The organism is Rhizobium sp. BK098 (assembly GCF_014193155.1).
Lineage (GTDB): Bacteria > Pseudomonadota > Alphaproteobacteria > Rhizobiales > Rhizobiaceae > Rhizobium.
This window is the reverse complement of record NZ_JACHYY010000004.1, coordinates 354,391-366,696: the sequence shown is the minus strand read 5'-3', so window position 1 is coordinate 366,696 and position 12,306 is coordinate 354,391. Positions and strand designations below refer to the sequence as shown.

The following is a 12,306-nucleotide window of genomic DNA, read 5'->3' as shown; positions in this document are numbered from 1 at the left end:
CTCGGCGAGCTTCTGATATTTTCTGAAATTTTTCTGAATTATCGACTTCACCAGGCACTTGATTGCTCGTGACCGAGATCATTACCCATGAATGCAAGTGAAAATCTGTTTCCGCCTCGGCGGATATCGGCACGTTGACTGGGGAGTTAAGCCCTCTTTATACTCATGGTATTTTCGATACTTCAGATGAGGATCGGTGAGAGTAGGTGTTTTGTTTTGCTGGGTTCGTCCTCGATCCAGATCGCGCCGCGCTTCACGGACCTGACGGCTCGATCATCAAGCTGCGCCCTAAAGCTTTTGAATTGCTGAAATTCCTCGTTGCAAACAATAGGCGTGCCGTCAGCAAGCAGGAACTGATGGATACTGTCTGGCCCGGGATTCATGTCGGGGAAGACAGCCTTTTTCAATGTATTCGCGAAATACGCACGGCATTGGGTGATACGGAACGGCACATGATCAAGCTTGTGTCGGGCCGCGGTTATCTGTTTACCGCTGAGGTATCCACGAGACAGGAAGGTCCGGACCCGCGACCGGCGTTGAGCGATACGCCGATTGCCGACGCTCCGGCAACTTACCCCATCGCACCTCGCCATTGGCTAGGCTTGCCTAAAGCCTTGGTTCTCGGCGGAGCCGCACTTCTTTGCATGCTTGCCATGATTTTCGGTGTCGCTGTCTTTTCTTCGGGATTTGGCGGCATTTCAGGGAACGGCCGATCTGTCATCGAAGTGCTGCCGATCGTCGATACTGTTGGTGATGCTCAAAGCGCCGCTCTAGCACAAAGCGTTGCTGCGGAAATGATCAATGGCCTTGCCAGGATCGATGGTATCCGCCTCGTCCTTCCCAAGGAACGCGAGCCGGCGAAATCAGGCAAGCCCACCTTCAATCGCTCCGATGGAGCGGATTTCCTTCTACAGGGGGAACTGCAAAGAAGTCCGCAAGCATGGATCTTTCAAACGCGCTTTATCAATGCGAGCAGCCGGGAGGTCGTATCGGTCGCCGAAGTCAAGCTGGATGCCAGCGAGCCCGACCAACAGCGCCTCGCATCTCGGCTTGCTGCCGGGGCTGGCTATGATCTTGCCGTTCGCTTGAACAAATTCGGTCAAACCGACAGTGCCCCTCAGGCTGGCGCCGCCAGTGTCGCGATAAAGCAGGCCTCCGCCTCGATCAATCAGACGACACATGAACGGTTTGCGACGGCTCGGTCGATACTGGAGAAATATCTCGCCGAACAACCGGATAATGTCGATCTGCAAATTGCTTTGGCGGCGCTGCACCTGCGCGGAATTCAGCTTGCCTGGTACAATCCCGCCGAAAGCAGGGCTGCGGAAAATAACGCGAGATCTCTGTTGGAACGTGCTTTGAAAGCCCGGCCAAACTTCCTTCCGGTACTTGGAACCTATTGCCGCTTTTTGACCGTAACCAACCAATTTGCAGAAAGCCTTGTGGCTTGTGCAAGGGCGTTGAGCCTCAATCCGTGGGATGGGACAGCGCTGTTTCACCTCGGTTTGACGCAAGTTCAGCTGGGCCGGTTCGAGGATGCACTTGCAACATTCGAACAGGCCGATCGCTTCGATACGCCGGATGTCTCGCGCTGGACATGGTTGTTGGGAGCAGGTTTTGCAGATCTGCTTTTGGACCGCAATGAAGACGCCGTCAGATGGCTGCAGCGTTCTATTGCAATTACGCCGGGAACAGGACGCGCTCATATGCTTCTGGCAACCGCCTATCAACGACTGGGTCGGACCGATGAAGCGAAACAGGCTTTGGCGACGGCGCTGCAATTGAGGCCTGGTTCGACGGCCGCCAATGTTGGCTTGCCGTCTCGTAACACCGGTTCGGCCTATCTCGAAGCGCGCGAGAAAATCAGCCATACGCTGATCGAGATCGGATTGCCGGCCGGCGACGATGTTCAAAAGCCGGACGGCAGAGGTCAGTGAAAGCATATCTCCGACGTTACAGCGCTCGTTCGCGAAACGCCCAGTACCAAGGGCACTCAGGCGCTCCGGGGAGGCGATCGGCTCAACGGCGCGAACCGAATGGACGCAGCGCCATATGACGATTGACATCCTTGTAGAGCAGATAGCGGAACGGGCCTGGACCTCCCGCATAACAAGCCTGCGGGCAGAAGGCGCGCAACCACATGAAGTCGCCGGCCTCGACTTCGACCCAATCCTGGTTCAAGCGATAGACGGCCTTCCCTTCCAGCACATAGAGGCCATGTTCCATGACATGGGTTTCCGCGAAAGGAATGACGGCACCCGGCTGCAGGGTGACGATCGTCACGTGCATGTCGTGCCGCAGGTCGGACGGATCGACGAAGCGGGTCGTTGCCCAGCGGCCCTCCGTACCCGGCATGGCTGATGGCGTAATGTCCTTCTCGTTCAAGATAAGCGGCTCAGGATGGGCCAGCCCCTCGACGGCCTCATAGGCCTTGCGAACCCAATGGAAGCGGGCATGGGCGCCGGAGCGATTGTGCAGCGACCATTTCAACCCCGGCGGCAGGAAGGCATAGCCGCCCGGCTGAAGAACATGCTTGCCGGATGGCAGCGTCAACTCGATCTCGCCATCGACGACGAACAGCACGCCCTCGGCCTCGGCATCCTGCTCCGGACGGTCACTGCCGCCGCCTGGCGCCACCTCCATGACATATTGTGAAAAGGTCTCGGCAAAACCCGAAAGCGGCCGGGCGATCACCCAGCAGCGCGTCTCGTTCCAAAAGGGCAGATAGCTGGTGACGATGTCCTGCATCACGCCCTTCGGAATGACCGTATAGGCCTCCGTGAATACGGCACGCCCCGTCAGTAGGTCGCTTTGCGGCGGATGGCCACCCAAAGAGGAGTAGTATTTTCTTTCCATTATCGAAGCCCTTCATTCTCATCGTTTCGGGAGGCTGAGACATGTACCTCCCTGTCGTATTGCATAGCATTGGAAGCCGGAATGCTGCGTTACGTCGCCACCGCCGTTTCCAACAATTTCACGATCTCAGCGTTACCGCGACTGCGCGCATGCTGCAGCGGCGTTGCGCCATCATTGTTCCCTAGATTGACGTCTGCGCCCGCATCGATCAACAAGCTGACGATCTCAATATGGCGCGGACCGCTGTCACCGAGAATGACCTTATCCCGTTGGAGTCTCTCCCCAAAACCCTATCAGGGAACTCGGCTTCGGAAAATCGAATATCCGAGCCCCGACCGCTTGTGAAAATGAAAACAGTTTCAGGATTTTGCGCGGCAATAGCTGCCACACGCCGTTTTAGCCCGGCACTTGCGGCTTCTGCCGCCAGCCCATGTCTGTAACTGGGACAGTGGGCGGGATAGAACCGATCTGCAGGCGCACGCAAAAACCGCTACCGGTGTCCGGGAACGAAACCCGTCCGCCGTGGAGCTCAGCCGCCTTCTTGACCAGGTTCAACCCCAGGCCAGCACCGGACGAACTGGTGTTGATGCGGCGAAACGGCTCGAAGACACGATCGCGCTCCTCCGGCGGAATGCCTGGGCCTTCGTCGCAGACATCGATCGTACCGCCAGCGCCGACACGAACGATGATCGAGCCCTTACCTCCGGCATGATCGATCGCATTTCGGATCAGGTTGACAACCGCCGTTTCGATCGTCGAGGTCTGGATCACGAAGACCGCCTCCTCCGGGCTTGGCTCGAAATCGAAATCATAGCCCGCATCCATGGCAATCGGCGCAAGGTCGGCAGCGATGTTTTCGACCAGCACATTCAGGTCCTTCTTTTCCGCCCGCAGTTCGACCACCCCGATTGCCTGCATCTCCAGGAGTTGATGGGCGACGCGAGACAGGCGGTCGATATCATCGCGCACCTGCTGGCTGACTTCGGCCTCGGGGAGAAGGTCCGCTCGCGTCCGCGCGATCGCAATCGGCGTCCGCAGCTCATGCGCGGCATCGGCAAGAAAGCGATTATGCCTGTTATACCCCTCGTCCAGCTTCGAGAGGGCATGGTTGAAGGCATCCACGAGGGGGATAATCTCGGTCGGCACCTTGGATCGATCGAGACGGGCCGAGCGTGTGTCGAAATCGATCGCTTGCGCCTGCGTTGCCGTTTCCACAAGCCCGCTCAGCGACCGGCCGACGGCACGTGGCGTGACGAGCAGCGTCGCCACGCCAGTCACCGCCAGTATCGGAAAGACACCGATGAAGATGACGAATGCCAGAGCCGGCAAGACGTTGAGCCAATGGATTTCACCATTAGGACCTTTGGCAACGTCGACCCGCATATTGATCCACACGTTCAAGCCGTCATTGTCAAAGCCGCGTTCGGTGGCCGCGACGATCTGCAGCTTGCCAACCGAGGTCTCCCTGTTCTCGACCGTGGCATGGGCTCCATTGCCAGCCTCCACCCTTGCCCGATCTATCGTCCACGGGAAGTTCTCGTTGAGAGCGGTCGCCGGTATCTCTCCATATTGAAAGAGTATTCCCTTGTGATCCCGGATCATGAACCAGAGTTCAGGATAGTGCCGCTTCAGCTCTGCTACCTCCTGCGTTTCCGCCACCTGCAATTGGTCGTCATCGTCTCTTGTTACCTGCTGAGCGACGACCCGGACGGCCTCTTCATTGGCATCTTCCAGCTCGGGATTGATGATCCATATCCAGCCGACGAGAAGGACGAAGAAGAGAACGAGAAGAAAGGCCTGCAAGGCGATCAGGCGCCTTATAAGCCCCCAGCGCAACGATCGGCTGCGTTCCGCGTTCATGCCTTCGCCCGGATCAGATAGCCGATGTTGCGCACGGCTCTTATTTCAACCGTGGCCTCGGCCAGAAGCAGTTTCTTTCGAATGCGTGAAATATGCGCATCCAGGGCGTTCGAGCCGATCTCGTCTTCAAAGGCGTACACGGCCTCGACAAGGCTCGGCCGCGTGACGATGCGGTTTGGGCGGCGCATCAGTGTCTCCAGCACCAGATATTCACGGCGCGGAAATTCGACCAGCGAGCCGCCGACGAAAATGTCATTGGTTGCCGGATCGACGCTCAGATTACCGAAATTCAGATAACGATCGGATACCGTCGGGCCCCTCCTCTGGAGTGCTCTCAGCCGGGCAAGCAACTCCTCGATCGCGAAAGGCTTGGCAAGATAGTCGTCGGCGCCGCTATCGAGCCCGTCGACGCGATGGTCGACGCTGCCGAGCGCAGTCAGCACCAGGATCGGCACGGGATGCTTGCGTTGGCGCAATGCCGCCACGAGGTCCAGCCCCTCGCCGTCAGGCAGCCGGCGGTCGAGCACAAGGACATCATAGCTCCCGACACGCGCCATGACGTCGGCATCCGCAATGGTGCGGACATGATCGGCGAGCACGTCGCGGCGCCGCAGCGCTTCGAGCAGCGCGCGCGCCATTTCTGGCTCATCTTCAAGAAGCAGAATTCGCAATGACCCTCCCCCAAAGGACGGCCATCGCCATCCCTCGCCCCACTGACAGCCAAAGATTGCGGCTACATTACATGCAGATTGCACAAGTGGCACCAGGAGGATGCCAATGGGTCGCCACCAATAAGACGATGGGTCGGCTCGAAGCCGGAAACCCCATTCGAACAGACAATTGATCCTTATCGCTGCAGCATGCGCGCCAGCATCCGCCTGATATAATACTGACCGCCAAAGAAAATCGTTGCAACGATGATCGCTTTGCGTTCCTCGATCGGCAGAAACCAGACGGCCGCCTTGTCACGCCGCAGGAAGCGGATGCCAGGATAGATATCCGGCTGCAATGTTGCGATATATGGGGTTTCGACCAACCGATTGATTTCCAGATGGAGTTCGCGAATACGGTTAGCAGCGCGCTCCAGAGCTTCGTCAGCCGAGTCTCCAAGATCGAGATAGGATGCAAACAGATGATCGAAGGTCAGTTCGAAATCGAGATCGGCATCCTTGGAATATTCAAGGCTCCACACGAGGAGCTCGCTGTTTGCGCTCGATCATGCTCTCGATCCGCTCTTCCATCTCCTGAGCAGGGATCTTCGGTCCATCAACGCGACGCTGGATGAGCCTGCGCAGCCCTTCCGTCTCGGCCGCTTCGGCTTCCGTTTTCTGTCGCAGCAGTTCCAGACCTTGGTGGAGAACGGAGCTCAGGCTGGAATAGCGGCCGGTCTCGACAAGCGAACGGGCGAACGCATCCTGCTGATCGGTCAACGATATCGACGACTTGACGCTCACGAGACAATCTCCTTTAGACGCTAAAGTGCTACTCAGTCGCACACATGTCAAGATTTCGTGCGGCGCTACACCGCCCCGAAACATCGGCGCCCCCCGAGGAAGCCGATTTCGCTCAGGCGGAAATCGCCTTGCTTTGAAGCGGCGACTGGTGAACGACGATTCGCGCGTGATAGGGGATGCGCTCATAGAGGTCGATGACATCCTGGTTGATCAGGCGAACACAGCCTGACGAGGCTGCCTTGCCGATGGAGCGCCATTCCGGCGAGCCATGCAGACGGTAGAGCGTATCCTTGCCATTTTGGAAGATATAGAGCGCACGGGCACCCAGCGGGTTCTTGATGCCCGGGTCCATGCCGCCATTGGCGACGGAATATTTCGCGAGTTCCGGTTTGCGGGCAATCATGTCGCCCGGCGGCTTCCAGCGCGGCCAATGCTGCCGCCAATGAATGATACCTTCGCCCTGCCACGCGAAGCCATCGCGGCCGATGCCGACACCATAGCGCATCGCCGTGCCGCCGCGCTCAACGACATAGAGAAATCTCGATGCCGTATCGACGACGACTGTGCCGGGTGCCTCGCCTGTCGGATCGGGAACGCGCTGACGATAAAACTTCGGGTCCAGCTTTCGATAGGGAACGGCCGGAATGACATGGCCGCCATCAACCACGGACGCATAGCGCGCTTCGAACTCGGGATCCGATGTAATGATGCTCTGAGGTTCTGACGCCACAGGAACGACCGGCGGCGTGCGAACCGGGGCTGCAATCGGAGTCGGAACAGAGGCTGTGGTGGCACAGCCCGCAAGCGCCGCAGTCGCAGAGATCGACCCCAGCATGAAAGCTCGCCGGGAAAGAGTCTTTTCAGTCTTGGTTGATCGCATCCTATCCTAACAAGCCCCGCACATTAATATCGCTTCTTCGATTGATGAGGCCGAAGAGGCGACATGTCTCATCATTAAGTGATGATGACCTCATAGCCACTCGGGACCGATGATGACAAGTTTACCAATACCATGATCATACAAACTCAATCGGCGAGTGTGTGCCAGAAGCCACAGGGCCTTGCGCTTCCGCGGGCATGTCGAGCGTCCGCAGAGGCATCGACACTTAAACTTTAGATTGCATACGCAGAACACAATCGCCTCCAAGATGCAGCATGTACCGCATAGTTACGGAAGAAAAGGCCGGGCAAGATATCGTGCCCAGCCAAGGCCCTCATAACTGCCTGCAAGCAGGCTTTAGAGGTTCCGCGAGGACTCCCCGCCGGATTGATTTTGCTGACGGGATTTGCGCTCGTCGTGCAAGGTCAGATCCCGTTTCGCCCGCGCGCTCGCGGCCTCGATCGGTCCCATCTTTCCCTGCTCGGCAATGGCCGCCCGGGCCCGCTCGATATCGACCATGTAGTCTCGGGCCAGCGGCAGGGCGGAAACATTCTTCGTCAGCTGCAATTGCCAGTTCATGTGCCCCATGCGACGGAAGGCAAGTTCGGACCCGACAAGATAGAACTCGAACATGCGACAGAACCGCTCGTCGTAGAGTTTTGCGAGGGCGCTCCTGTTCTTCATGAAGCGGTCACGCCATTGCTCGAGCGTCTTGGCATAATGGAGCCGCAGGATTTCGATGTCGGTCGTCCAGAGACCGGATTTCTCGACCACGGACAGGACTTCGGATACCGCCGGCGAATAGCCGCCGGGGAAGATATATTTCGCGATCCACGGGTTGGTGCTGCCGGGACCATCGGCCCGGCCGATTGCATGGATCAGCGCGACGCCGTCCTCCTTGAGCATGGAGCGGATCTTGTCGAAGAAGATCTTATAATGGTTGATGCCCACATGCTCGAACATGCCGACCGAGACGACGCGATCGACCGGGCGCGTCCAGGAGCGATAATCCAGCAGTTCGAACGTGACCATATGCTCGAGCCCGGCGTCCTTCGCGCGGGCTTTTGCGGCCACCAATTGTTCCTCCGAAAGGGTCAGGCCCGTGACGCGCGCGCCGAACTCCTTAGCAAGATAGAGCGCCATGCCGCCCCATCCGCAGCCGATGTCCAGAACCTCCAGGCCCGGACGATCGAGCATGAGTTTCGAGGCGATATGCCGCTTCTTCTTGAGCTGCGCTTCCTCGAGCGTCTCGTCACCGATGGGGAAATAGGCACAGGAATATTGCCTGTCCTCGTCCAGCATCAAGGAGTAGAGCCGCGCATCGAGATCGTAGTGATGCGCCACATTGCGCTTGGAACGATCCGCAAAATTCAATTGATCGAGATTTCGCCGCAGCCAACGGATCTTTTCCATCAGTTTCTCGAAAGGATGGGTCCCCCCTTCCATCAAATTGAGGGCAAGCAGGTCCACCATTTCATAGAGATCGCCGGATCCTGGCTCGATTTCGCCGTCCATGTAGGCCTCACCCAGCGCCAGGGCAGGATTGAGGAGCAGACGGCGCTTTGCGCGGGTGGTATTGATTTTCATCGCTGCACGCGGTTCCGCTCCCGTACCGAAACTGCGCGTGGAACCGTCCGGAAAAGTGACCGTAAGCGTTCCGATTTTGATCAAACGGGAAAGAGCTGCTTCTAGAAACATGACAACTACCTGTTTATCGTTTCCTCGACGGTGAATTCTTGGCCTGAAGTCGCGAAGAATCCCTATCGGTGTCGAAAGCGTACTACTTAATCTGGTAAAATATCCAGATCATTTGCGACATCAAGGTTGAGTGAATTCAATCACGATTACAAAGGTGTCGCCATCCGCGGGATCAAGGCTCGACCAGATATAGTAGGCCGGCTCCGTGATTGTGAGACATCTTCCGGCGACAAATAAGAGCCTCCCGGGCATCCACATGCCAAGCGCGCTCGCTATCGCCGGAATTTTCCTGATGCCGTATGCTTCGCTCCTCAGATGTCGAAGGCACTCGGCAGAACCACGACGTCGCGAATCGTCACGTTACGCGGGCGCGTCAGCATGAACATGATGGCGTCGGCGACCTCCTTGGGCTCGATCAGGGCGCCGGCTTCCTTGGCCTTGCGCAGGTTTTCCTCCGGCCAGTCGGCAAGCAGGGCGCTGATGACCGGGCCTGGAGAAACGGAGCCGACGCGAATACCGCTCTTCAGAAGCTGGCGCCGCATGGCCTGAACGAAGCTGGTCATTGCCCATTTCGAGGGCGAATAGACAGGTTCCCACGGGATCGCCGAATGCCCAGCGACCGAACTCGTGACGATGATATCGCCCGTCCCGCGCCCGATCATATGCGGCGCGACCGTGCGGACATTCTTGATGACGACATTGACGTTCAGGTTGAGCATCCTGTCGATGGCGTCGAGATTGGCCTCCACCAGATCGCCGCCAATATAGGTGCCGGCATTGGCATGAAAAATGTCGAGATGCTCGACCTTGGCAAGGATGCCCTCCAGTAGCGCGGCGCACTGCTCCGAATCAAGCAGATCGACAACAAGCGGAATCGCAAGATCGCCCAGGCGCTCGCACACCGATGCCAATGCTCTCTCATCTCGATCGACGAGGACAACCTTCGCTCCCGCCGCAATCATGGCCTCAGTCGAGGCGAGCCCGATCCCCGATGCCGCGCCGGTTACCGCGGCGATCTTCCCTTTCAGTTCCTCCATGATCTCCTCCTTCGATCAGCTAGCTATCGTTTGATGGCTCCGCAGGCTGCGTGATAATCCGCGAGGCTGCGGGTGATACGCCATATCAAAACCTGCTCCGGCTCCAATGGCGCATCCGCGAAGTGCCGTGCAGCCGGCATGTGCTGCCAGAACAACGGAAGCGGCACGGTCTTACCGCGCAACGCGTCGCATAATCTCTCGACAGCGGATTGCGCGTCGGATGACGCCCAGTAATAGCGAATGCGATCGGACAGCGAATAATGCCGCAGCCAGCGCTTCTCCGCCTCCGTTCCGTAATAATGCTGGCTCCAGTTTTTCGGCTGCGCGAGCATCAGCGCTTCCACGGCCGCGTAGAGCGGCCGTTCGCCATAGTCGGGCACGAGATCGGAAGCAATGAGATCCAGGCCGTAAAGGGCTTCGCGCAACACGAATGTCAGCTCGGGACCAACCTTCAGAATGGGGAAGCCGTCCTCGACGAGAGCGGTCAAGGGTGTAGTACCTTGATAGTCGGTCGAATGGGCCTCGAAGACGAACTGCGGTTCGTCGGCCAGGAGCGACTTCAGTTCGGCGATCTTGCTGCGATCGTAAAAGATGACATTGTGATTGCCGAACTCGACGCCGGGCTGGACGACCAATCCGATGGCGCGCGTAAACGCCTCCCTCAATCCCGCCTGCTCGAACACGCGGCGATGAATGTCTATCGTCTTGCGGGCGGCGGCAGCCGCGGTCGGTTCAATTGTAGTCAGGGCGTGATCTGCGCCGCCCGGTGGCGGAACCTCGGTGCCGATCACATACACCGGCATGGCCCCACCACTTCTTCTAGCCGAAGCCTCCGCCACAGCGGCAAGGCGTGCGGCGCGACGGGCTGTCGTCTCGTCGTCGAGCGCGATCGGTTCGTCCTTGCAGCCCATCGAGGCATCCAGATGTATCTTTCGGAAGCCGGCCTCGATGTAGGCGGCTACCATTTTTTCCGCCTCGGCCATGGCTTCTTCCGAGGGGCGATCCCGCCAGGGATTTGGTCCCAGATGGTCGCCGCCCAAAACTACCAGCTCCGACGGGCAATCCTCTTCCTCGGCGATATGTTGCACCAGCGCTGCGAAATCGGCCGGTGTCATGCCGGTATAACCGCCCAGATGATTGACCTGATTGCAGGTTGCCTCGATCAGCACTGTGCTTGAATGCAGCCGGCCATGCCGGAGCGCAGCCCTGAGTACGAGCGGATGGGCCGAGCACACGGAGGTGATTCCCGCCTGGCGGCCTTCGGCCCTCAGCCTCGCCAGTTCGCCGAGATGGATCTGCATCAGGAATGCCTTTCAGTGGCTGCGATGAACGCGTCGAGCTGTTCCTTGGTACCGGCACCCTCCATCGGGCCGATGACGGTGACATTGCGCGCGCCGGCAGCAGCGGCATAGGTCAAGGCGTCTTTCACGGGCATGCCCAGGCGGCGGCAGGTAAGATAGGCTCCGCCAAAGCAATCGCCGGCACCGGTCGGATCGACCTCCGTGACGACAAAGGCCGGTGCATCGATGCGCTCGCCGTCGCAGCCATAATAGGTCGCGCCATTCGCTCCCCGCTTCAGCACGATCTCCTTGACGCCGATCTCGAACAGACGGCGGACCGCATTGGCTTCGCCCTCGACGCCGGTCGCACGCTCCAATTCCTCTCCGGAGGGCAACAATAGATCGGCCGCGGCAACAAGCCTAGAAAACCGGCGTTCGGTATCGTCGTCGAGTTTCAATTCCTTGCGGATGTTGGGATCGACGGACAGCGTGCCGCCGCGAGCCTTGACGATGTCGACGGCCTTGTCGATCACCTCGCGCGCACTCGGAACCGACAATGCCGAGCCCATGACATGCAGATGCCCGGCACGACCGATGAGATTGCTGACATCATCGCTCCAGCCGAAGCGCGCGGCTGCCGAGGTCGCGATATTGTAGACGAAGTCGCGAGACCCGTCCTTGCGGTAGCGGACGAAGGCGCTGCCCGTCGGATAATCGGGATCGACCGAAATAGCCGAGATATCGACCCCGTCGCCCTTCAGCCTTTCGAGATTCACGCGGCCGAAATCATCGGTACCGACGGCGCCGATCATCGCCGCGCTGCCGCCAAGCCGCCCACATTGGGAGATGAAGATTGCCGGAGCACCGCTGGCGAAAGGACCGATGAGCGGCTGTGCCTCCCTGAAACCATCACCGACCGTCGTGGCAACGATTTCCACGAGGATTTCCCCGACGCAGACCGTCGGGCCAAGCTGATCGGGAGCCAGTGCTGAACTCATTGCAATCCTGCTTTCGCCACCTGTTGCTCTCAAACCGCCGCAGCGAGTCGTCCGGCGCTATCCTCACCGCAAGGCTCATCGTTTTCCAGAAAAAGAAGTGCTGAAGCAACATATATGTTTGCCTTGTGCGGCCTGACGAGGATCTTCCTTCCTCCAGAGCCAGCTTTAGAATTTGCTATAATTCAAGCACGATTCCCCGCACTTTCGCACGCGCCGGGAATAGCCCGCTTCGTTGCCTGTAGC

12 protein-coding genes are annotated in these 12,306 nt (G+C 58.7%); 1 reads left to right on the top strand and 11 read right to left on the bottom strand.

Going from position 1 to position 12,306, the window contains the following annotated elements; translation table 11 throughout:
- Window positions 1-206 precede the first annotated feature (206 nt).
- Window positions 207-1,937, top strand: a complete 1,731-nt coding sequence (locus tag FHT73_RS13715; protein ID WP_183712273.1) for a tetratricopeptide repeat protein — start codon at window positions 207-209, stop codon at window positions 1,935-1,937.
- An 82-nt stretch (window positions 1,938-2,019) separates the two neighbouring features.
- Here FHT73_RS13715 and FHT73_RS13710 read toward each other — a convergent pair whose 3' ends face one another.
- The 11 genes from FHT73_RS13710 to FHT73_RS13660 all read right to left on the bottom strand — a co-directional run bounded on the left by FHT73_RS13710 (window position 2,020) and on the right by FHT73_RS13660 (window position 12,063).
- Window positions 2,020-2,856: a bifunctional allantoicase/(S)-ureidoglycine aminohydrolase gene (locus tag FHT73_RS13710; RefSeq protein WP_183712271.1), complete on the bottom strand. Its 837-nt coding sequence runs from the start codon at window positions 2,854-2,856 to the stop codon at window positions 2,020-2,022.
- Window positions 2,857-2,945: 89 nt separating this feature from the next.
- Window positions 2,946-3,086, bottom strand: a complete 141-nt coding sequence (locus tag FHT73_RS13705) for an ankyrin repeat domain-containing protein (RefSeq protein WP_348648141.1) — start codon at window positions 3,084-3,086, stop codon at window positions 2,946-2,948.
- Window positions 3,087-3,252: 166 nt separating this feature from the next.
- Complete coding sequence (locus tag FHT73_RS13700; protein ID WP_183712269.1) at window positions 3,253-4,716, bottom strand: HAMP domain-containing sensor histidine kinase; 1,464 nt, start codon at window positions 4,714-4,716, stop codon at window positions 3,253-3,255.
- On the bottom strand, window positions 4,713-5,387 hold the full coding sequence (locus FHT73_RS13695; protein ID WP_112336974.1) for a response regulator transcription factor: 675 nt from the start codon (window positions 5,385-5,387) through the stop codon (window positions 4,713-4,715). The genes FHT73_RS13700 and FHT73_RS13695 overlap by 4 nt, the downstream gene beginning before the upstream one ends.
- A gap of 176 nt (window positions 5,388-5,563) precedes the next feature.
- Window positions 5,564-5,908 (bottom strand): type II toxin-antitoxin system RelE/ParE family toxin, encoded by a 345-nt coding sequence (locus tag FHT73_RS13690; RefSeq protein ID WP_112603290.1) that lies wholly within the window; start codon window positions 5,906-5,908, stop codon window positions 5,564-5,566.
- Complete coding sequence (locus FHT73_RS13685) at window positions 5,895-6,170, bottom strand: type II toxin-antitoxin system ParD family antitoxin (RefSeq protein WP_112603288.1); 276 nt, start codon at window positions 6,168-6,170, stop codon at window positions 5,895-5,897. Before FHT73_RS13685 ends, FHT73_RS13690 begins: the two co-directional genes overlap by 14 nt.
- 112 nt (window positions 6,171-6,282) lie before the next feature.
- On the bottom strand, window positions 6,283-7,050 hold the full coding sequence (locus FHT73_RS13680) for a L,D-transpeptidase (protein WP_112603286.1): 768 nt from the start codon (window positions 7,048-7,050) through the stop codon (window positions 6,283-6,285).
- Between the two features lie 357 nt (window positions 7,051-7,407).
- Window positions 7,408-8,748, bottom strand: coding sequence for a cyclopropane-fatty-acyl-phospholipid synthase family protein (locus tag FHT73_RS13675; protein WP_112603284.1), 1,341 nt, complete (start codon window positions 8,746-8,748; stop codon window positions 7,408-7,410).
- A 311-nt stretch (window positions 8,749-9,059) separates the two neighbouring features.
- On the bottom strand, window positions 9,060-9,785 hold the full coding sequence (locus FHT73_RS13670; protein WP_112603282.1) for an SDR family oxidoreductase: 726 nt from the start codon (window positions 9,783-9,785) through the stop codon (window positions 9,060-9,062).
- Between the two features lie 23 nt (window positions 9,786-9,808).
- Window positions 9,809-11,086, bottom strand: coding sequence for a D-tagatose-bisphosphate aldolase, class II, non-catalytic subunit (locus tag FHT73_RS13665; RefSeq protein WP_112603280.1), 1,278 nt, complete (start codon window positions 11,084-11,086; stop codon window positions 9,809-9,811).
- Window positions 11,086-12,063 (bottom strand): sugar kinase, encoded by a 978-nt coding sequence (locus FHT73_RS13660; RefSeq protein ID WP_112603278.1) that lies wholly within the window; start codon window positions 12,061-12,063, stop codon window positions 11,086-11,088. Before FHT73_RS13660 ends, FHT73_RS13665 begins: the two co-directional genes overlap by 1 nt.
- Window positions 12,064-12,306: the final 243 nt, after the last annotated feature.

Coding starts and splice junctions, on each gene's coding strand:
- FHT73_RS13710 (WP_183712271.1), bottom strand. CDS start 2,856: ATGGAAAGAAAATACTACTCCTCTTTGGGTGGCCATCCGCCGCAAAGC.
- FHT73_RS13700 (WP_183712269.1), bottom strand. CDS start 4,716: ATGAACGCGGAACGCAGCCGATCGTTGCGCTGGGGGCTTATAAGGCGC.
- FHT73_RS13680 (WP_112603286.1), bottom strand. CDS start 7,050: ATGCGATCAACCAAGACTGAAAAGACTCTTTCCCGGCGAGCTTTCATG.
- FHT73_RS13675 (WP_112603284.1), bottom strand. CDS start 8,748: ATGTTTCTAGAAGCAGCTCTTTCCCGTTTGATCAAAATCGGAACGCTT.
- FHT73_RS13670 (WP_112603282.1), bottom strand. CDS start 9,785: ATGGAGGAACTGAAAGGGAAGATCGCCGCGGTAACCGGCGCGGCATCG.
- FHT73_RS13665 (WP_112603280.1), bottom strand. CDS start 11,086: ATGCAGATCCATCTCGGCGAACTGGCGAGGCTGAGGGCCGAAGGCCGC.
- FHT73_RS13660 (WP_112603278.1), bottom strand. CDS start 12,063: ATGAGTTCAGCACTGGCTCCCGATCAGCTTGGCCCGACGGTCTGCGTC.